Below are 21,257 nucleotides of genomic sequence, written 5' to 3' on the forward strand. Positions count from 1 at the left end.
AGGAGCAGTGAACACGGATGGAGCAACTATTAGTATTGACTTATGGAGACAAAATATATAAGTGCACATTACATCCAAATGAGCAATCAATAGTGTCGATTGGAAAAGAGTGGACAAATGATATTACGAATCCAAGTTTAGAACAAGAAGTAGAGTTAAAGTGGAATAATGAAGTAAATGCTTGGATGGTACAGGATCAATTAATAGAATTTAATAAGGAAATTGAGATTGGGAAAACAAGAGATGTGAGCTTGAAAATCTTTATATCTATTGTTGGCACAACTAGAGTGTTTGATATCGGAACGAAACATTCTCTTACAGTGAGTCAAAACGATTACGATGATATTTCTATTACCGGGACTAGTGTAGATTTAATGCTATCTCGCGAAACGTTGTACGATTCTTTTAAAGTGAACGTGTATGGCGGGGATGTATTTCATAATTATACGAAGTTAAAAGATAGCGTTATGTTGGAATCAGGAGACGTATTATATTTTGATGGTATTTTATTGGAGATTGGTAGTGAAGACATTCAAGTACTTTCTTCAGAAGATAAAGTGAAATCTGAGTTACCTATTTTAGTAGAATCAGAAACAAATTATCAAAGTGGTTATCCAGACTATCATCGTTCACCACGTATTATTTACCGTGAACCAGAAGAGAAAATGACAATTGCAAAGCCTTCAAGTATGCCATCAAAACCAACGGAGCATTTAGCAAGAATCATTGCACCTTCACTTGTCATGATTGTCGTAACCGTATTACTTGCTATTTTCATGAAATATGGAATGTTTATTATCGCATCGATTGCGATGACATTAGTAACAATCATTGTTTCTGTCACATCGTATATAAAAAATTTAAAGCAATATAAAGTCGATATTGTTGAACGAGATAAAAGCTATAGAGAGTATATAAAACAAAAAACGAAAGATTTACATGCAGAAAGTGAAAAACAGCGTCACGCATTACATTATCACAATCCAAATGTAGAAGTAATACGTAATATGGCAGTTCAAGTAAATCCTCGAATTTATGAAAAAACAATGTTACATCATGATTTCTTAACATTTAGCGTTGGAACAGGACAAGCTAATACGAGTTTTGAAATTCAATTTAATGAAGAAGAATTTAGTCAAACGAAAGATGAATTAATTGATATAGCACGTGAACTAAGACAGCGTTATCTATCGTTGGAAGATGTACCAGTTGTAACAGATTTAATGAATGGACCAGTCGGTTATATTGGTCAACGCTCTTTAGTGTTAGAGCAATTACAATTATTAGTTGCACAAACGGCTTTATTCCATAGTTATTATGACTTGCAGTTTATTACTATTTTTCCGGAAGAAGAAAAAGAAAAATGGGATTGGATGCGCTGGTTACCTCATGGAAGTGTTCGCGATATAAATGTACGTGGATTTGTATACCATGATCGTAGCCGTGATCAAGTGTTAAATAGTTTGTATCAAATATTGAAAGAACGAAAATTAAAACTAGATGAAAAAAGTTCTACTAATGAAAAAATGTACTTTGCACCGCACTATGTCGTTCTCATTACAGATGAAAAACTAATATTAGACCATGTTGTTATGGAATTCTTTAATGATGATCCGAGTCAATTAGGTGTATCACTCGTATTTGTACAAGATGTTATGCAAAGTTTACCGGAGCATGTGAAAACGGTAATAGATATAAGAGATGCAAAACAAGGGAACATCATCTTAGAGCAAGGAGAACTTGTTAACCGTCAATTTAAACTAAATCATGTGCCAAAAGGATTCAATTTAGAAGATATTTCACGGGCATTAGCACCATTAAATCATTTGCAAAACTTAAAAAATAGTATTCCAGAAAGCGTAACATTTTTAGAAATGTATGGCGTTGAAAAAGTAAAAGAACTGAATATTACAAGTCGTTGGGAGAAAAATGCAGCGCATAAATCTTTAGCTGTACCACTTGGATTACGTGGTAAAGAAGATATCGTAAACTTAAACTTACACGAAAAAGCACACGGACCACACGGATTAATAGCAGGTACAACGGGTTCAGGTAAATCGGAAATTATACAATCGTATATATTATCTCTAGCAGTAAATTTCCACCCGTACGAAGTAGCCTTTTTACTAATTGACTATAAAGGCGGCGGTATGGCGAATTTATTCAAAAACTTACCGCATTTATTAGGAACAATTACGAACTTAGATGGAGCACAAAGTATGAGAGCGCTCGCATCAATTAAAGCTGAATTACAGAAAAGACAACGATTATTTGGTGAAAATGATGTAAACCATATTAATCAGTATCAAAAACTGTATAAAGAAGGCTTAGTAAGTGAGCCGATGCCGCATCTATTTTTAATTAGTGATGAATTCGCGGAATTGAAGTCAGAACAACCAGAATTTATGAAAGAGTTAGTTTCAACAGCGCGTATCGGTCGTTCACTCGGAATCCATTTAATATTAGCTACGCAAAAACCGAGTGGTGTTGTAGATGATCAAATTTGGAGTAACTCGAAATTCAAACTAGCACTAAAAGTTCAAAATACGTCAGATAGTAATGAAATTTTAAAAACGCCAGATGCTGCTGAAATTACATTACCAGGACGTGCTTACTTACAAGTTGGGAATAATGAAATTTATGAACTATTCCAATCAGCTTGGAGCGGAGCAGACTATGTAGAAAATAAAGAGGATAAAGAACATTTAGATGCAACAATCTATGCAATAAATGATCTAGGACAATATGAAATATTAAGTGAAGACTTAAGTGGACTTGGTAGCAGTAAAGAAGTAATAAGCGTACCGTCTGAACTGGATGCTGTTATTGACTACATTCACGATTACGCAGAAATAAATGAAATTGAAGCGTTAGCTAGACCGTGGTTACCACCACTTCCAGAAAGCGTATATTTACAAGACTTACATGCAATTCAGTTCAAAGAAGCATGGACGAAAGAAAAGAAACCATTACAAGCAACAATTGGTCTACTAGATCAGCCTGAATTACAATCACAAACACCATTAACATTAGATATTAGTAAAGACGGACACGTAGCGGTCTTCTCAAGCCCAGGCTACGGAAAATCAACATTCTTACAATCAGTCATTATGGATGTAGCTCGTCAGCATAGTCCGGAGCATTTGCATGTGTATTTAGTGGACCTTGGAACAAATGGTCTTCTACCTTTGAAAGGATTACCTCATGTAGCGGATACGATTACGATTGATGAATCTGAAAAATGTTTAAAGTTTGTTGAAAGATTAACTCAAGAAATGAAAAATCGTAAACGATTATTAAGTGAATATGACGTTGCAAATATTGAAATGTATGAAAAGGCAAGCGGGAAAGAAATACCACATATTATTATTGCAATCGACAATTATGATGCAGTAAAAGAAGCGAAGTTCTATGAAAGCTTTGAAATGCTAATTATGCAAATTGTCCGAGATGGTGCAAGTTTAGGAATTCATACCTTAATTAGTGCAGGGCGACAAAATGCACTTAGAATTCAATTGTACAATAATATTAAAATCCAAACTTGCCTATATATGATTGATCAAAGTGAAGTAGCTAGTATTGTAGGGAGATCTGATATAAAAGTGGAAGAAACAGCAGGAAGAGCGTTAATAAAACTAGAATCTCCTACATTATTCCAGGTTGCATTACCTACGAAAGCAGAAGATGAATTACAGCAAATTCAATTATTACAACAAGAAGCAAATGATATGGATCGAGAATGGGATGGAGAACGTCCGAAGGCAATTCCAATGATGCCAGAAGTGATTGATATTGCTACTTATCGTAAAAATAAAGACGTTACAAAAGCTCTACAAGCAGCAAGAATTCCAATGGGGCTTGATTTTGCAAACGTAGAAGTTGTAGCTCATGATATTGCAGTGAATGATCATTTAATGATTTATAGTGTAGATGATAGTATGAGAAAACAAATTGTATCTAGCATCCTATCTCAATTGAATAAAGATTATTTTGAAAGTGTGACGTTGGTGGATACAGCAGAGTATAGTTTCGTTCAATATAAAGACGATGTGACGCACTACATTGTAGACGAAAATGAAATCAATATGCATGCGAAGTATTGGATGGAAGTAATTCGTGAACGAGCTTTTGAATTAGCACAAGCAAGACAAGAAGGTAGAGAAATTCCTGCATTCACAAAACAACTCATTATCATGACAAATGTTGAAGAGTTTAGTAAATTTGTTTATTTAGAAATGGAGGATGCAGCGACTTTAATTGATTTATCTCGTACAGTAGGTATTTACTTTGTATTAGCAGGTCACCACGACTACATGGACCGAAATCGTGAAGCTCTACCTATGAAAATGAGAAGTAAACTAACAGCAGCAATTATCGCAATGCCATTAAATGATCAAAGTATCTTCAATATAAAATATATAAGCAACGAAGCACCATTAGGTAAAGATGAAGTGTATTACTATCAAAAAGGGAACATAATGAAACTAAAAATGCCTAGAGTAACTAACGAGGTGACAGTATGAAATTAAAGAAGAAAGCTAAGGTGATGATAGTCGTGTCAATAATGGCAAGTTTATTAAGTGGATGTGGTTTTGGAGAGACAAAGATAGAGTATGAGAGATTAGTAAAGGCGTTGGATGAAGGGGATATGAAGACGGTTATGTCTGCGAGTGATGATGGGTATGCGTATGTGAAAGAAGAGGTTAGGGATAGTACGTTTTGGGCGGAAAATGATAAACGCATTAACGTCGTATATCAAACGACAGGAGCGGTATACAATATCAAAGAAAAAAGGTTCTATGGGACAACTTTACAAGAAATTGCTAGTTCATTAAATAATGAGCAAAAAAAAGAAGAAACTATATATAGAACTAGTATTAAATATGAAGATAATCAATTGAAAAGTCCAGATCAAAGTTTGGATGTTTCGAATGTTCATTTTATATTTGATAGATTGAAGGGAATAGATAGTTTAAAACCCAAAAAAGATAAAAAAAGATTTAGTGAACCATCCAAGGTAACATATTACTTAACTGAATCGGAATTTCAAGAAATAATTAATGATAAGTTAAAGGTGGACTATGATAAATTTGATGAAGCAATATTATTATTGGAATTTAATTCGGCAAAAGATACAAAAGAAAATCCTATGGAATTCACTACGATAAGCATAACGATGGGGTATGAAAAAAAGAATAAAGAAGGTCAATTAATAAGACATGATCAAAAAATAGCAATCTATTTAAATACTAAAGAAGATAATAATGAAAATTCTAAAAACGAATATGAGGAGTATGAAAGACAATATATGAATAATAGGTAATGTATAAAATAGGAGGGAATAAGTGTGGGGAATAGTACAAATGATCTCCAAAGATTTAAAATAAACAGTGATGTAGGAAAATTAAGATTAGCAGCAGCTGATATTTATGCTTTTAATGAAAAAGAAGATGATTATAGTAATCCAGACCCAGGAAAAAATAAGAAAAGACTAGAAGATAACTTTGATGCCGAACTAATAGCAGAGGATGATCAACATCCTCAGACTGGTTTTGGGGCATACGCTCTAAAAGACAACCATACAGGTGAAATTTTTATAGTTTACGTTGGAACGCAACCGAGTCAAATAGGCGATTTAGCAACTGATGGAGCAATTGGACTGCATAATTTAACTAATTCACCTATATTTGGGTCATTAGCGGAGTTTCAGTATAGTCAAGCGGAAAGATTTTATGAAAAAGTCAAAGCGGATAATAAAGGAAAGAAGATAACTTTACTAGGGCACTCTTTAGGTGGCGGAGCAGCGAATACAGTTGCATTAAGACATCAAGAAGATAATATAAACGTATTAGCTTTAAATCCTGCGCCTGTTTTAAATAAAGATGTGGTTAAGTACGGATACGGGACCAATATGAAAAATTGCCGCAGTCTTATAAATGAATATGATCCTTTGTATGGCGCCATTAAAGCCGCAGATTTTGTAATACCTGGACAGGTTTATAAAATGGAAAATGGGGAAGGGCATTCTTTTTTATATGATCCAAAATTTTATTCTGGGAATGGGAATGTAGCAATAGATAAATTGAAAAAGGTTAGCGAAACAGGATTTGATTGGAAATTTGGTTTTTTAGAAATATCAGAATCTGCTGGGGACCTATATAAAGGAATCACTGGAAAAAAAACATTAAGTACAACAGAAGAAGTTGTAGTGGATTTAGTAGTAAATGGAACCCCAGTCAGTGCAATTCTAGTTGCAATAACAGTAGTGGGAGATACTAGTGCTCTAGCAACAAAAATAGCAAGTATAGGTGTAGAAACAGGAAAAAAAGCTTTGAAATTTAGTAAGGAAGTTATACTAGAAGTTAGAAATCAGGTAAATGCGGCTGTGGATTGGATAGAGAATAAATTAGCAAAATGTAAGGAAAAGGTACTTGAAGTGTTAGAATCAGTATTTAACGCAGCTGTAGATTTTTTAGTAGGATGCATTATTCTTTATTTATCACGTGATGAAATTATAATAATTGCAAAAGAAGTAGCATCTTCCCTTGTTCAAGATATTTTAGATGTATTTAAAGGTGACTTTGAAATTGATACAAATATTGCTTCAATTGCTGGAGATTATGTAAGAAGCCATCGCCAATCATTATTAAACTATTTTATGAATGATGGTAGTAGAGGGTTAAACCGTTCATTATTAGTAGAGATTTCCAGAGATGTGAACGAACTTTCAAATGATTTAAAAGAGTTAAGTCAAGACGTTACAGATGCGGTAATTTCTATGATAGCAAAAGATGAAGAGTTAGCTTCGGTTTCCTATTATTGATAAATGTTAAGGAAGGGGGAATGAGGATGGATTTACATATGATAATGTCGAGGGTTCATAGTACATTTCCGGACAGTGGTGGGCGAGATCAAATTATTAACGTTGTTATGCAACTTGAAAAAGCAGCTGTATCTTTGACAGGAGATATTAGAAGATTAGAAAGTAGTATTGATAATAGTTTGCAAGGTAAAACACGTGATGCTTTTATTGATCGTATCCGCCAATTAGAAAAAAGGCGACAAAAAATAGAAGAGAAAATTATCGTGTTAAAAGGATCGGTGAATTAATATGAAAGATTATATGGAGAAAGTTTTGCCTTTAGGAAGTGTAGTGAGGTTGAGTACTGAGGAAGAAAAAGATGTAGAGTATGTAATTACTACAAGAGGAATACTTCTCGATGAAGACACTTTCTATGATTATGGTGGGGTATTACACCCAGTAGGTTTGACGGCAGAGACATATAAATTATTCAATGACTTTGATATTTTAGAAGTGAAATTTGAAGGGTATAAAAATTCTATTGAAGGAAAATTTGCTCATAATTTTAAAATATGGCGAAATGAATTTGTAAAAACGATAAAGAACAAGGCTGAAAATAATAAGTAACAATTATTAATAAAACAAGGGCTATAATATATTTAGAAATAAATAGACTTTCCTCTTCCTACATGGAAAGAGGAAAGTCTATTTTTGATTGAATAAGAATCTAAATATCTAGTATTACGTGGGAACAACATGAAAAAGAACGTCAAGAATTTATAGCGAATAGAAAAAGAATAAAATAAAAGTTGAAATAACATTTGTAAATAATAGTCATAGACTGTTTTTATGGTGGAAATCTATTTGTGAAGAAATGAATCATTTTATCCTATATGATAAAAATGGTATATTTTGGTATTTTTATAGTTAGGAAAATGTTATTCTAAAAGGAGTATGTTGGGTGAATCATAGACATAAGAAAAAGAAATCGAAACAAATAAGAAAAGAAGCTGTTCAGATAAAACCGATAGTAGAAGAAAAACCACTAAAGAAGAGTAGCAAAAAGTTAGTTGATATTCTTCTAGGTATTCTTCTTTTCCCAATTTTTATATGGGCTGTCTTGGAAGGTTCTACAACACAAGTAAGCAAAGGGAAGACTTTCCTTATTATCGTTTTCTTTCTCTTAATTGCAATAGGGCTATCTATGATAGGAAACAAATAAGGGGGAGTGCAGATGTTTAAGAAGAAGGAGAAAAAAAACATTTACGTTAGATTGGTAAACACACAAGGGGAAATCATTCGAGAGTTTAATTGTACAGAAAAAGACTTGCGAAAAGTAAAAGAAAATGGTACTGAAATTCGTTTGGTTGGAGATAACTCATATGAGATGGTAGCAACCGATGAACAACTAGAAAAACTAGCAAGAGCTGAAGCAGAAATCGAAGCGGAAATTAAGGCATGGGAAGATGCTTTAAATGAGAGTTTGGATGAACGCGAAGAAAGAGAAGCGAGACAGAAGGAATTGAAAGAAAAGAATAAATGGAGTACAAAGAAGAAAGTAATCGTATTTGGACTGATATTCTTTGTATTTATTGGATTACCTATTATCGAAGGGTATCAAAATAGTAAATTAGTTGAAGAAGGTACATCATTACATGCAGAAATTGTAGGTAGGCATGTAGAGAAGGAATTCATGTTTACACACCCCACATTAGTAGTTGAGGTAGATGGTAAAAAGCATAATGTATGGGTAAGTGAAGAGACATATAAGGGAGCAGAGTGGTTAGGTAGACTAAAAGTCATCAAAACAAAAGATGGTAAAGTTGAGAAAGACCCTAGATATGAGGGTGAAGACTTAATTACGAGTTATTAAGCAGTAGGTTTTTAATATTCGCTTCTCTCAAATTAAATAACATTATTATTTGCAAAAATCGAATCCATTAAAATAAAAACAAATTTAAAATAACTGTAATAACCTCCTAGCATATTGTTGATGGGAGGTTATCACCTTTCTGAAGATAAAATTAAAGAGCTTTATTATCTCGATACAATTATGATGACAGTAATGTTTTTACTAAGTGAGTGCAGTTTCGGGGGAAACAAAAATAGAGTATGAGGGATATGCTTAAGTGAAAGAGAGAAGAATATTTAGAGCTTTTGAGGAGAAAGAAGGCTATTTGAACTATCAAAAGCATTCTGATTATGTACGGTAATTAATGTAGAGGTAATATTATCTGAATATAGTTACGCAAAGATGAATGTACTTAAAAAGTTAGGAATGTAATGGGATTTTAGTGCCTGGAAATTATTTGAACTGTATAGAAGGTGAAAAACTGAATGTGGAACATAAAAGAAGAAGATTTAGATGGATTTCGAGTAACATGTAGCAGCCGTTTAAGTCCTGAGGGTACTTTAGGTTTTATGATAGGAACAATAGTGTACGTTTCAGTTATGATGTTTTTTTCATATTGGTACTTTAGTAACCTTTGGTTGGGATTACTATACTACTTTATTCGAAAAAACAATTGTTAAAATTGAACTTGTGCTATATAGCTTACAAATAATTTTTTTAATTCTATATTCATTTCCAAAAGCTCGATTTAAATTTCAAAAATTACAACCGATTGTTGTGTTATTATATGCATTTCAATTAGGTACAATATTATTCACGGCTTTAATTCTTCCTGGAATGTCTGATTATATAATCGACGGAATTACATTAGTATATGTAGGCTTCTTATTTATAGGAGCAGTGATTCTTCATATTGTGACAACGATTGATACGTTTAAACAGGCAAGTGAAGGTGCATTTAGTATGAATGAAAGATCCGCTCCCTTTTTTAGTAAAACAAAAGGAGCTATGATGAAAGTAGCTTTAATATACGCATTAATCCTACTTGTTTTGATTTATTTTCATAATGATTATGCGATTGATACTTTGATTGGATATGTAATAGGTACTGTTTTACTGTACACAGTAGCCGTTGGTGCAGCAGAATTCCAGCTATTGGTGTACTGTAGATTCAAATTTAAATCATTCAATATGACTTGGGAAGAAAATGAGAGAATGCGTGGGAAAACTCGAAAACAAAATAAAAAATCCAAATCGAAAAGTAAATAAGAGTGACATAGAATTGATGTGAATGAAAATTATTTAAACTGTATAGAAGGTGAAAAACCGAATGTGGAATATAAAAGAAAAAGATTTAGATGAATTTAAAATAACATGTAGAAATCGTTTAAGTCCAGAACGCTCCATGGTGTTTATACTTGGCGCAACTGTTTATAGTTCATTATTCATGCTTTTTATTTTTGGAGCATTAGTTAAATTTGGCTGGGGTTATTATCCAAATCTCTTTGACAAAATAATTGTTTGTATTGAATTAGTTTTATATACCTTGCAAGTAATCTTTTTAATTCTATATCTATTTCCAAAAGTTCGTTTTAAATGTCAAAAGTTGCAAGCGCTTGTGATATTATTATGTACATTTCAGCTGGGAACTATAGGATTCACATTGTTTATACTTCCAGCAATTTCAAATTATTCGATTGATCAAATTACATTATTGTATGTGGGTTTATTGTTTCTAGGAGCAGTTTTTGTTCATCTGGTGACCACAATTGATACCTTTAAACAAGCAGAGAGTGGAGCATTTAGTATGGATGAAAGGGTAGCTTCATTTTTTAGTAAAACAAAAAACAACGTAATGATTGGTGTTACGGTATATGCACTAATCCTTCTTATTTTAATTTATTTTCATAATGATTATGAAACAGAGATATTAGTAGGGTATATAGCAGGAACTCTTGTAATGTACGCGGTAGCCATAGGTGCAGCAGAGTTCCAATTATTAGCCTATTGCAGATTTAAATTTCCATCATTTTATATATCGTGGGAGGAACATGAAAGAGAGCGTCAGAAAAGACTAAAGCTTTATGAAGAGAAGGAAAAAAAGAAAACTAAAGAAATAAAATAAGTTTTGCGTCGAAATGGGGAAAGATGAATGCTTAAAATAAAGGAAGAAGATTTAGGTTTTTTTCAAATTACAAATAAAAACCGATTAAGTCCGGATTATATAAGAATCTTTTATAGGGGAGTTTTTGCATATACTTCTATACCAATGCTCATCATGTTTTTAGGTGTTTTGCTGAACGGTGATAAGATTTCTCTAACTCCTTTTGAAAAGATAGTTGTACAAACTGAGGTTAAGTTGTATGTTGATGTATTTTGTGTTTGTTAAACAAAGTAAAAAAGGCTAGTTTAATATGAAATACCAAAAACATTTATTTACTCTCAGTTTGTCTACAAAAATAGAGTTATTACATGATTTTAGAAAAGATGGTGTAATTATATGTGGAATATAAAAGAAAAAGATTTAGATGAATTTAAAATAACATGTAGAAATCGCTTAAGCCCAGAAGACTCTGTGGGATTTATGTTTGGAGGAATAGTTTATAGTTCATTATTCATGCTTTTTATTTTGGTAGCATTAATTAAGATTGGCTGGGGATACTATCCGACTCTCTTTGACAAAATAATTGTTAGTATTGAATTAGTGTTATATGGTTTGCAAGTAATCTTTTTCATTCTATATCTAATTCCAAAAGCTCGTTTCAAATATCAAAAGTTGCAAGCACTTGTGATATTATTATTTGCATTTCAGCTAGGAACTATAGGATTCACATTGTTTATACTTCCAGCAATTTCGAATTATTCAACTGATCAAATTACATTATTGTATGTGGGTTTATTGTTTCTAGGAGCAGTTTTTGTTCATCTGGTGACAACGATTGATACCTTTAAACAAGCAGAGAGTGGGGCATTTAGTATGGATGAAAGAGCAACTTCATTTTTTAGTAAAACAAAAGGCAATGCAATGATTGGTGTTACGATATATGTACTAACCCTTCTTATTTTAATTTATGTTCATAATAATTATGAAACAGGGGTTTTAGTGGGGTATATGGCAGGAACCCTTGTAATGTACGCGGTAGCCATAGGTGCAGCAGAGTTCCAATTATTAGCCTATTGTAGATTTAAATTTCCATCATTTTATATTTCGTGGGAGGCACATGAAAGGGAACGTCAGGAATTCTTAAAGCGTTATAAAGAGAGAGAGGAAAAGAAAGCAAAATAAGTTTTGGTTTCTGAAAATTCGAACGGAATATATAAACAATTAAGGATTGTATAAAAATCGATGCTATTAAAAATTAAAGTATCTTCAACATAATCTGTATGAGTTAATAAATACCGGTAAGTAAAGGTGAACTATATTACTATCAAAATGGGAATGTAATGAACCTAAAAATGCCTAGAGAAATCAACGGGGTGTCAGTATGAAGTTAAAGAAGAAAGCTAGGATGATGATAGTTCTGTTAATAGTATCAAGTTTATTAAGTGGATGTAGTTTTGGGGAGACGAAGATAGATTATAAGCCATTTGTCAAAGCTTTGGATGAAGGTGACATGAGAAAGGTTATGTCTGCGAGTGATGATGGGTATGCGTATGTGAAACAAAGAGGTATATATAGTACATATGAACAAAAGGAAGATGGAGAGCATAGAAAAACAATCTATCAAACTTCGGAAGGGATATATAATACGAAAGATAAAAGTTTATATGGAAGTACAACACAAGCGGTTACTTCAGCAGTAGACAGCAAAGATAATAAAAAAGAAGGTGTTTATCGTACCAATATTATGTATAAAAATGGACAGGTGAAAAGTCCGGATTCAAATCTGGATGTTTCATACGTAAACTTAATTGTTGATCGTTTAAAAGGAATAGGGAAACTAAAGATGAAGCCCGGAGATGATATAAAAAAGTTTGATCAACCTAGTACAGTTGGATACAAATTAACTGAATTAGAGTTTCAGAGTATCATTAATGATAAGTTGAAAATACAATATGATGAATATGATGGTGGATCGCTTGTACTGCATATAGATTCTAAATATGGTTCAGAGCAGATATTGGAAGTAAGTATTGTAATAAATTATAAGAAAAGAAATGATGAAGGCAAGTTAGTAAAATACATATCACAAATACATACATCTTTTGATAGTCACCAAGGCAATAACCAAGATGCGAAACAGGAATATATTGATTTTAAAGCACAGTATAATAAGAAGCAGTAATATTAAGAAGGGCATTTGCACGTAAAGATAATAGCGACATAGGTGTGATAAATGTTTCATAAATATAGTGGAAAGAATTTGAGGATAAACGCCCCAATTGCTGGAGTAGATGCAACAATTGGGGCGTTTATCTATCTAAAATTAGCTTGAATACATGAAATGTTTTAGTTAGGGGCATGGCTTTACAAGGAGTTTCTTCATAATAACGGTGTGGGGTTTTTGTGTAATCAGCTTTTATTGCTAAGTTACAACTATTTTCGTTTATAGAGTATCTCTTATTATCGATACATCGTCCACATTCCAATGTCTTTAAATCCTAGTCGTTTATAAATTCGTCCAGCAGCTGGATTGTTATAAAATAAACAAAGTGTTCGGTCTTCTTTCGTAAAGTCTTGGATCATTTTTTGTAATATGAGTGAAGCGTAACCATTTCCGCGATAATTCGGGTGTGTACATACACCAACTACCATAGCGGATAATGAATTTTCAGCGGAAGTAGAGGCGGATGCGATGATCACGCCATCTTTTTCAATATAGTATGTGCGTCCTGTATTTGTTTCGATAGCCTGCCTTAATATTTTCTCTGATTCATTGGTAGTCGGAAATTCAGCGATGTCACTTCGTAATTTCATAATTCGTTCTATATCATCTAGTGAGGCAAGTTTAATTGTTTCATGAATTGGTGTGCTAGGTAAGTTGTTGTCATTTAGACATTCGCAAAAATACATTTCATTTTTAGTACCTAGTTGTATATTTGAAGCAGTTTCAAATTGTTCTACGATAGTTGACTTACCAGAGAGTTTAAGTGGCTTATATGCGGAAAGAAGTGCCTCATAATCAGTGGTAATAAATTCTTCTTTACTATAGGGTATAAATGAATCGTGGAATCGGAGTAGAATTGATTTTAATGTTCCATTCTCTTTAAATACTCCCCATAATTCTTGAAAATCTGTGTCATAACCGAAAGCTTCAATATCTCCAATAATAAACAAGTTAAGGGCTGCTTCTTCTTTTAGATAAGCGAATACTTGTTCATGATCTTTCTTTGTTAATTTTCGCATCATAACGAATCGACCTCTTTTTTTATTTTTCTAAATATTACAACTTGAGTTTTTTGAAATCAATATAAAATTTTATGTTTAGTTCACAAACTTTCGGAAAAACTAGGAAAGATATGACAAAGGAGGTTATGAACGGTGGATCATCCAATTCAAGGGTTAATGAAAGCAGCAATGGAAAATTTAAAAGAAATGGTCGATGTAAATACGATTGTTGGAGAGCCTGTTCAAACGGCTGACGGTGGTGTAGTGTTAACGGTTTCTAAAGTAGCGTTCGGTTTTGGAGCAGGAGGTTCTGATTTCCAAACGAATGATGGACAAAGAGCGAACGGTAACCCTGCATTTGGTGGCGGTAGCGCGGGTGGTGTTTCTATTACACCAGTAGCATTTCTTGTGGTGAATAAAGATGGAGTAAATATTCTGCATCTACAAAATGCGACACATTTAGCAGAAAAAATGATTGAATTAGCTCCACAAACAATTGATAAAATTCAATCGATGTTCCAAAAAGAAGAAAAGAAAGAGGGAAATCATCATCCTCAAAACCCTGATGAAATCCTTTAAAAACGCCTGCTTATGAGCAGGCGTTTTTTCTTGTAATCACTATGTAATAAAACACATGAAATTGTAAATAGTTTTTGAAGTTTTTTCTATGTTTCTAAAATTTTTCATGTTAAAATATGCTATAGAATTGAAACATATAAAACGAAGGTGGCTAGGTGCTTTGTCTGGAGGATCTGACCAAGTAAAGAATATGATATATATTAATGGTAATCGTCGAGGTCATTGTTTTATTACATCAGGAATTACGTTTAAAGAGTTTGCGAGTAACATCCCTTCACCGCTTCATCAAGTGTTGCTTTTGAAGCACAACTTTGAATGGACGGATTTTCATTATCATACTTTATTTGAATATGTTGAGGAAGAAAATATACATAAGTTAATTCAAGCAGAGATTGATGAATTTGATGAATTTTGTTGGGTAGATTTTGATGATGCAAGCGATTTAGATGAATTAGAGCCGAAAGAAATTGCAGAATTATTATATTTGGCTCACAAAAAAGAACCACTTGCAAGAACATTCTTTCCGTTACTGAAAAATCGATTTGTTTATTTTTCACATGATGACGGATGGTACAACAAAGTGTATTATCGTAGAATTGCTGATTTTGTAGGAATGTTAAGTAAAGTCATTCCGTATAAACTCGGTGCTTTCGGTAAGAAACGTTTTTCTTTCTTCCAAAAATCAAAAATTTTCCCAGCGATTTCAAAAGAATTGATTATGGGACTTATTCCACTCATGGAAGATGGTCTTTACATAGATCTAGCAGGGAAGATTGAGTCAAGAAGAGGTCTTGAAATTCCGGTATATGTAGTTGGTTCGTATGAAAGTACGGATGAGGTGTTAGATAATATCGATGAATTGAAAGAGGAAGCAACAGAAACAGGTTGGCTCATTTTTGATAAGAAAGAACAAGAGTGGCAATGGGTTGTTGACTAAGAAAACTTGGCGTATGAAGTCAAGTTTTCTTGTCATTTGAAAGGAGTACAAATGAAGAAATATTATACAATTGTGGGTATTATAAGTATTATTCTCGTGGCAATATTACTTATAACTTGTCCGAAAGAATCAGATTTTAAAGTGTATGTACAGGATAAGTATGCGTTGAATTGTAATGAGAGTAGTTTTGAATGCACGCAAAATGTAGATGGTAAAAAAGAAAAACTACAATTTGAAAGTACAGATGCACGAAATGGTGTATTCTTTATGACTGTAAAGCAAACATTTAAAACAGAAGCTGGTGTTTCAAAAGAATATAGCGGAGTAGGAATGTTTGGTACATTTCTTTTTGTTTCAGAGAAGACTTTCTAGTAATAGAAGGTCTTTTTTTTATGCTTATGTTCATATAGATGAAGTAAGACAAGCATAGGAGGGGTATTGATGAAGAACACATGTATTGTTTGTGGCGGTGAGGAGTTTTTTTCCTCAACGTTATATGCACGTACGAAACAAGATTGGGCATATGCACCAAACATGTATCGATTTGAAAAAGTATTTATTGAGCATCGAGATGAAGAAAATTATCCAGTGTTTCAAGAAATTACAGCGAAACATTGTTGTGGATGCGGTCATATTATGTTGTATCATGAATGAACACACCAAGTATGACTTGGTGTGTTTTTTTAAAACGCTGACAAAGCAAGCGGATAAAGTAAAGTAAATAAAACAGAAAAACTACCAAAACCAATGGCTGTATATCCAAGTGTTCTTGCTCCGAAATTGACAGCTAATAGGCCAACTAAAATTGCTAGGGAGCCGAGCGTAACTGGATAAAAAGCAATGGAGAATAACGAAAGAAATAAAGCGACATAGCCTACCATTGCACCGGTATTTGTACCTTCTATCTCATTTGCAATTTCTTTACGCTTATGTCTAATTGGAATGCCAGCTGGTGATATTTCAGCTGCATACTCTTCGTTTTTTTCACCACTTTTAAAATGATGATTTCTCTTTCTTCGCATGTACATCCCTCTCTTTCAATTGGGTGTATCTATAGTATCTTTCAAAATGAGAAGAGCATGAGTATGAGTTAAACCCAAGTAAAGCAAAAATTGGAGAATACGCATTCCATCGTTAACATATCCATCTCCTATTGAAGATAAAGTGTGGGATTTTTTCCACTAGGACTGATTATCAGCCAGCAACAATTGGATTTTTATGAGCAGTTCTCTCCCATTAACTGATCCGCATCCATTGAATTTTGAGGTAGGTGTCTTACTGCAAGCGGGATAAAACAGGAATTTTGGAAAATGGTGTAGAATGAAATGAGTGATAAAGCGTGAAGGTAGGGGAATGTATGACGAAATTTAATTGGCATGAATCAGCAGAAAAGAAATGGGATAGTAGTGCGGAGTTTTGGAATCAAAATAGTCAAGAGATGTGGGATAGCGGGAGTAGGAGCACAATTATTCCGTTTTTTGAACAGTATGTGAAGAAAGACGCACAAGTGCTCGATGTTGGATGCGGTGATGGGTACGGTACATATAAATTAAGTCGCGCAGGCTATAAAGCAGTGGGAGTAGATTTATCGGAAGTGATGATTCAAAAAGGTAAGGAGCGCGGAGAAGGACCAAATTTATCTTTTATAAAAGGAGATCTTTCTGCATTACCATTTGAAAATGAGCAATTTGAATCAATTATGGCAATTAATTCTTTAGAATGGACGGAAGAGCCATTACGAGCATTAAATGAAATAAAGCGTGTGTTAAAGAAAGATGGATATGCATGTATTGCAATTTTAGGACCGACAGCAAAGCCACGAGAGAACAGTTATCCTCGCTTGTACGGAAAAGACGTTGTTTGTAATACAATGATGCCTTGGGAATTTGAACAGTTAGCGAAAGAACAAGGTTTTGAAGTTGTAGATGGCATCGGCGTATATAAGCGCGGAGTAAATGAGAAGATGTTAGGTCAACTACCTACAGAGTTGCAACAATCGTTAACATTCTTATGGGTATTTATGTTAAAAAACGTATAAAGAAATGAAAGAATTTTTAGGAGGTAAATAAGTGCAGAAAATACAAAAAACTGATACAATATCATCAGAACCAATTAAAGGGGGACTAGGGTATATGACAACTACTACAACAGTGAAATCCGATATTGAAATCGCACAAGAAGCGAGTATGAAGAAGATTCAAGAAATTGCAGCTGATTTAAATATTTTAGAAGATGAATTAGAGCCATACGGTCATTATAAAGGTAAGTTATCTCTTGATATTTTTAAGCGCTTACAAGATGAGAAAGACGGTAAAGTTGTTTTAGTAACAGCAATTAACCCAACTCCAGCTGGAGAAGGTAAATCAACAGTAACAGTTGGTTTAGGTCAAGCTTTTAACAAAATTGGTAAGAAAACAGTAATTGCACTTCGTGAACCATCTCTTGGACCAACGATGGGATTAAAAGGCGGAGCAGCAGGTGGCGGTTTTTCACAAGTCGTACCAATGGAAGACATTAACCTTCACTTTACTGGAGATATCCATGCGATCACAACTGCCAATAACGCATTAGCAGCGTTTATTGATAATCATATCCAACAAGGAAACACACTTGGAATTGATACACGTAAAATCGTTTGGAAACGCTGTGTTGACTTAAATGATCGTGCCCTTCGTAACGTAGTAATTGGTCTTGGTGGACCTGTACAAGGTGTACCACGTGAAGACGGTTTTGACATTACAGTAGCATCTGAAATTATGGCCGTGTTCTGCCTTGCAACAGATATTCAAGACTTAAAAGCGCGTCTATCTCGCATCGTAGTTGCTTATAACTTTGCAAATCAACCTGTAACGGTTAAAGACTTAGGTGTAGAAGGTGCTTTGACACTATTATTAAAAGACGCATTAAAACCGAACTTAGTACAAACGTTAGAAAATACACCAGCTATTATTCATGGCGGACCATTTGCGAATATTGCTCACGGTTGTAACAGTGTTATCGCTACGACAATGGCAGCAAAATTAGGTGATTATGTTATTACAGAAGCTGGATTCGGTGCTGATTTAGGCGCTGAGAAGTTTTTAGATATTAAAGCTCGTGCAGCTGGCATTAAACCAGAAGCAGTTGTTATTGTTGCGACGATTCGTGCGCTTAAAATGCATGGCGGCGTTGCAAAAGATCAATTAAAAGAAGAAAATGTAGATGCATTAGCAAAAGGTATGGAAAACTTACAGAAGCATGTTGAAACAATTCAAAGCTTCGGTGTGCCTTTCGTAATTGCAATTAATAAATTCATTACAGATACAGATGCAGAAGTTACATACTTACAAGAGTGGTGTAATGAGCGTGGCTATGCAGTATCCTTAACAGAAGTTTGGGAGAAAGGTGGCCAAGGCGGAGTTGACCTTGCTGAAAAAGTACTAAAAGAAATCGAAAAAGGTGAAAACAACTACGCACCACTTTATGAATTAGAATTACCATTAGAAGAAAAAATTCGTACAATTGCTCAAAAAGTATATGGCGCAAAAGATATTGAATTTGCTCCGAAAGCACGTAAGCAATTAGCTCAATATGAAGGAGAAGGTTGGAGTAATCTACCAGTTTGTATGGCGAAAACACAATACTCTCTTTCTGACGATGCAACAAAATTAGGTCGTCCATCTGACTTTATCGTTACAATTCGTGAGTTAAAACCATCGATCGGTGCAGGCTTTATCGTTGCGTTAACAGGTACAATGTTAACAATGCCAGGTCTTCCAAAACAGCCAGCAGCACTTCAAATGGATGTAAATGAAGATGGAAAAGCAGTAGGTTTATTCTAAAAGGTTGTAATTCATCTCGTTTATCTGTAAACTATATATACATCAAGTGGCGCCTTTCCATCGAAAGGCGCCTGTTTTTTGGAGGAAATTATGTTTGATCCAACTGCTTTTGACAATTTAAAAGTAATCGTAGAAGGTGCTGTGTATGATTTTGATCTACATGGAGATATTCTTGTAACAGATCGAAAAGATATGATGGATCTTGCTTCATTAAGTCGTATATATCATATCTCATTTCAATTAACAGAACCGTTTGAACCATTAGTAGAAGCAACATTTTCATTATCTGTGGATGCAAAGAACTTGTCTGGTGAAATACTAGAAGTGCCTCAGTTTACACCAGGTTGTGAGATGAAGCTAGCATTTTCATTCCCGTTAGAACAACCAGAAGTAAAATGTGAAGAAATTGAAACATTAATGCGTTCTATATGGGGAAAAGAAAGAATGATTATGCAGAAAGTTTCATACGAATATAATAAGCAAGCGATTTCATATCATAATAAGGTAGAGGTTCTATTTCAAAAAGCGATTACAGAAGACCATGTTGATGATTTAATAGCTGTTATTTCACACATGATAGAAACGGTGCGAACAATACAGCATTTTCTTCAAAAATAGAGATAAAGGAGAAAAACAAATGATAAAAGATATGCAACCATTTTTACAACAAGCTTGGGAGAAGGCTGGTTTTAAAGAGTTAACTGAAATTCAAAAACAAGCGATTCCAACTATTTTAGAAGGACAAGACGTTATAGCTGAATCTCCAACTGGAACAGGAAAAACATTAGCGTACTTATTACCACTTTTACATAAAATTAATCCTGAAGTAAAACAGCCACAAGTTGTTGTTTTAGCGCCAACACGTGAACTTGTAATGCAAATTCATGAAGAGGTTCAAAAGTTTACAGCAGGAACTGAAATTTCAGGTGCATCTTTAATTGGTGGTGCAGATATTAAGCGCCAAGTTGAAAAATTAAAGAAACACCCAAGAGTAATTGTCGGTTCACCAGGCCGTATTTTAGAATTAATTCGTATGAAAAAGCTAAAAATGCATGAAGTAAAAACAATTGTATTTGATGAGTTTGATCAAATTGTAAAGCAAAAAATGATGGGCGCAGTGCAAGATGTAATTAAATCAACGATGCGCGATCGTCAATTAGTATTCTTCTCGGCGACAATGACAAAAGCGGCAGAAGATGCGGCACGTGATTTAGCAGTTGAACCACAATTAGTACGTGTAACACGTGCAGAATCAAAAAGCTTAGTTGAGCATACGTATATCATTTGTGAGCGACGCGAAAAAAATGATTACGTAAGAAGAATTATGCATATGGGCGATGTAAAAGCAGTTGCTTTCTTAAACGACCCATTCCGTTTAGATGAAATTACTGAGAAATTGAAATTCCGTAAAATGAAAGCAGCGGCTCTTCATGCAGAAGCAAGTAAACAAGAGCGTGAAGCGACAATGCGTGCTTTCCGCGGAGGGAAATTAGAAATTCTACTTGCTACTGATATTGCAGCGCGCGGTATCGATATTGACGATTTAACACACGTAATTCACCTAGAATTACCAGACACAGTAGACCAATACATTCACCGCTCAGGACGTACTGGACGTATGGGTAAAGAAGGAACTGTCGTATCTCTTGTAACTCCACAAGAAGAGCGCAAATTACTGCAATTTGCGAAAAAACTAGGCATCGTATTTACGAAGCAAGAAATGTTCAAAGGATCATTCGTAGAAACGAAATCGAAAGCACCAAAGAAAAAGAAACCAGCATTTACTGGGAAGAAAAAGCCTAGATAAATGATGGAGAAGGCGTAACTATTTGTAGTTACGTCTTTTTTGTTTGTAAACAAGTGATAATGGGAATTGTATTAGTGTTTTTAATGTGCCTATCATATATATGCTTCTACTGGGAGTATCGAAAAAAGGG

Annotated in this window: 19 protein-coding genes and 4 pseudogenes; 21 read left to right on the forward strand and 2 right to left on the reverse strand. The window is 34.0% G+C overall.

Annotation, left to right across the window (positions count from 1 at the left end):
• Nucleotides 1–17: 17 nt before the first annotated feature.
• The 13 genes and pseudogenes from ACTFRU_RS13375 to ACTFRU_RS13435 all read left to right on the forward strand — a co-directional run.
• Nucleotides 18–299: pseudogene (locus ACTFRU_RS13375) on the forward strand (FtsK/SpoIIIE N-terminal domain-containing protein); the annotation flags it as partial.
• Nucleotides 294–4,523, forward strand: a pseudogene (gene essC, locus ACTFRU_RS13380) (type VII secretion protein EssC); the annotation flags it as partial. The pseudogenes ACTFRU_RS13375 and essC, both read left to right, overlap by 6 nt.
• Nucleotides 4,520–5,323 carry a DUF3952 domain-containing protein gene (locus ACTFRU_RS13385; protein WP_440037684.1) on the forward strand — a complete coding sequence of 268 codons (804 nt, stop codon included), beginning with the start codon at nucleotides 4,520–4,522 and terminating at the stop codon, nucleotides 5,321–5,323. The pseudogene essC and the gene ACTFRU_RS13385, both read left to right, overlap by 4 nt.
• A gap of 24 nt (nucleotides 5,324–5,347) precedes the next feature.
• Nucleotides 5,348–6,823, forward strand: coding sequence for a lipase (locus tag ACTFRU_RS13390; RefSeq protein ID WP_409532266.1), 1,476 nt, complete (start codon nucleotides 5,348–5,350; stop codon nucleotides 6,821–6,823).
• A gap of 26 nt (nucleotides 6,824–6,849) precedes the next feature.
• Nucleotides 6,850–7,110, forward strand: a complete 261-nt coding sequence (locus ACTFRU_RS13395; protein WP_000363091.1) for a hypothetical protein — start codon at nucleotides 6,850–6,852, stop codon at nucleotides 7,108–7,110.
• A 1-nt stretch (nucleotide 7,111) separates the two neighbouring features.
• On the forward strand, nucleotides 7,112–7,429 hold the full coding sequence (locus ACTFRU_RS13400; protein ID WP_000656387.1) for a DUF4176 domain-containing protein: 318 nt from the start codon (nucleotides 7,112–7,114) through the stop codon (nucleotides 7,427–7,429).
• 334 nt (nucleotides 7,430–7,763) lie between these two features.
• Nucleotides 7,764–8,024 (forward strand): hypothetical protein, encoded by a 261-nt coding sequence (locus ACTFRU_RS13405; RefSeq protein WP_016122376.1) that lies wholly within the window; start codon nucleotides 7,764–7,766, stop codon nucleotides 8,022–8,024.
• Nucleotides 8,025–8,036: 12 nt separating this feature from the next.
• The gene (locus ACTFRU_RS13410; RefSeq protein ID WP_000473567.1) at nucleotides 8,037–8,675 is read left to right on the forward strand and encodes a hypothetical protein; all 639 of its coding nucleotides are present in this window, start codon (nucleotides 8,037–8,039) and stop codon (nucleotides 8,673–8,675) included.
• Nucleotides 8,676–9,139: 464 nt separating this feature from the next.
• Nucleotides 9,140–9,923, forward strand: a pseudogene (locus tag ACTFRU_RS13415) (hypothetical protein).
• A gap of 61 nt (nucleotides 9,924–9,984) precedes the next feature.
• Entirely contained in the window at nucleotides 9,985–10,779 is a 795-nt protein-coding gene (locus ACTFRU_RS13420) for a hypothetical protein (RefSeq protein ID WP_141551405.1), read from the forward strand.
• 27 nt (nucleotides 10,780–10,806) lie between these two features.
• Nucleotides 10,807–11,022 (forward strand): annotated as a pseudogene (locus tag ACTFRU_RS13425) (hypothetical protein); the annotation flags it as partial.
• A 132-nt stretch (nucleotides 11,023–11,154) separates the two neighbouring features.
• The gene (locus tag ACTFRU_RS13430; RefSeq protein ID WP_139019872.1) at nucleotides 11,155–11,940 is read left to right on the forward strand and encodes a hypothetical protein; all 786 of its coding nucleotides are present in this window, start codon (nucleotides 11,155–11,157) and stop codon (nucleotides 11,938–11,940) included.
• 199 nt (nucleotides 11,941–12,139) lie between these two features.
• Nucleotides 12,140–12,940 carry a DUF3952 domain-containing protein gene (locus tag ACTFRU_RS13435; RefSeq protein ID WP_440037685.1) on the forward strand — a complete coding sequence of 267 codons (801 nt, stop codon included), beginning with the start codon at nucleotides 12,140–12,142 and terminating at the stop codon, nucleotides 12,938–12,940.
• Nucleotides 12,941–13,218: 278 nt separating this feature from the next.
• On the opposite strand, the gene ACTFRU_RS13440 is transcribed toward ACTFRU_RS13435, so the two are convergent.
• Nucleotides 13,219–14,004 carry a GNAT family N-acetyltransferase gene (locus ACTFRU_RS13440; RefSeq protein WP_000984754.1) on the reverse strand — a complete coding sequence of 262 codons (786 nt, stop codon included), beginning with the start codon at nucleotides 14,002–14,004 and terminating at the stop codon, nucleotides 13,219–13,221.
• A 132-nt stretch (nucleotides 14,005–14,136) separates the two neighbouring features.
• On the opposite strand from ACTFRU_RS13440, the gene ytfJ reads away from it, so the two are divergent.
• From ytfJ to ACTFRU_RS13460, 4 genes are all read left to right on the forward strand, one after another.
• Nucleotides 14,137–14,562, forward strand: coding sequence for a GerW family sporulation protein (ytfJ, locus tag ACTFRU_RS13445; RefSeq protein WP_000349991.1), 426 nt, complete (start codon nucleotides 14,137–14,139; stop codon nucleotides 14,560–14,562).
• A gap of 160 nt (nucleotides 14,563–14,722) precedes the next feature.
• Nucleotides 14,723–15,499, forward strand: a complete 777-nt coding sequence (locus ACTFRU_RS13450) for an oxalate:formate antiporter (RefSeq protein ID WP_000014087.1) — start codon at nucleotides 14,723–14,725, stop codon at nucleotides 15,497–15,499.
• A 51-nt stretch (nucleotides 15,500–15,550) separates the two neighbouring features.
• On the forward strand, nucleotides 15,551–15,871 hold the full coding sequence (locus ACTFRU_RS13455; protein ID WP_000761174.1) for a hypothetical protein: 321 nt from the start codon (nucleotides 15,551–15,553) through the stop codon (nucleotides 15,869–15,871).
• Nucleotides 15,872–15,940: 69 nt separating this feature from the next.
• Nucleotides 15,941–16,153: a hypothetical protein gene (locus ACTFRU_RS13460; protein ID WP_000798747.1), complete on the forward strand. Its 213-nt coding sequence runs from the start codon at nucleotides 15,941–15,943 to the stop codon at nucleotides 16,151–16,153.
• 29 nt (nucleotides 16,154–16,182) lie between these two features.
• On the opposite strand, the gene ACTFRU_RS13465 is transcribed toward ACTFRU_RS13460, so the two are convergent.
• A complete protein-coding gene (locus tag ACTFRU_RS13465; RefSeq protein WP_001253201.1) occupies nucleotides 16,183–16,521 on the reverse strand; it encodes a hypothetical protein in 339 nt (112 codons plus the stop codon).
• A gap of 335 nt (nucleotides 16,522–16,856) precedes the next feature.
• On the opposite strand from ACTFRU_RS13465, the gene ACTFRU_RS13470 reads away from it, so the two are divergent.
• The 4 genes from ACTFRU_RS13470 to ACTFRU_RS13485 all read left to right on the forward strand — a co-directional run bounded on the left by ACTFRU_RS13470 (nucleotide 16,857) and on the right by ACTFRU_RS13485 (nucleotide 21,127).
• On the forward strand, nucleotides 16,857–17,537 hold the full coding sequence (locus ACTFRU_RS13470) for a class I SAM-dependent methyltransferase (RefSeq protein ID WP_000160025.1): 681 nt from the start codon (nucleotides 16,857–16,859) through the stop codon (nucleotides 17,535–17,537).
• Between the two features lie 94 nt (nucleotides 17,538–17,631).
• Complete coding sequence (locus ACTFRU_RS13475) at nucleotides 17,632–19,320, forward strand: formate--tetrahydrofolate ligase (protein WP_014482011.1); 1,689 nt, start codon at nucleotides 17,632–17,634, stop codon at nucleotides 19,318–19,320.
• Between the two features lie 90 nt (nucleotides 19,321–19,410).
• Complete coding sequence (locus tag ACTFRU_RS13480) at nucleotides 19,411–19,938, forward strand: hypothetical protein (RefSeq protein ID WP_000460219.1); 528 nt, start codon at nucleotides 19,411–19,413, stop codon at nucleotides 19,936–19,938.
• 19 nt (nucleotides 19,939–19,957) lie between these two features.
• Nucleotides 19,958–21,127 (forward strand): DEAD/DEAH box helicase, encoded by a 1,170-nt coding sequence (locus ACTFRU_RS13485; protein WP_088352116.1) that lies wholly within the window; start codon nucleotides 19,958–19,960, stop codon nucleotides 21,125–21,127.
• Nucleotides 21,128–21,257: the final 130 nt, after the last annotated feature.

This window comes from Bacillus cereus group sp. MYBK220-1 (assembly GCF_051916445.1).
Taxonomy (GTDB): Bacteria; Bacillota; Bacilli; order Bacillales; family Bacillaceae_G; genus Bacillus_A; species Bacillus_A cereus.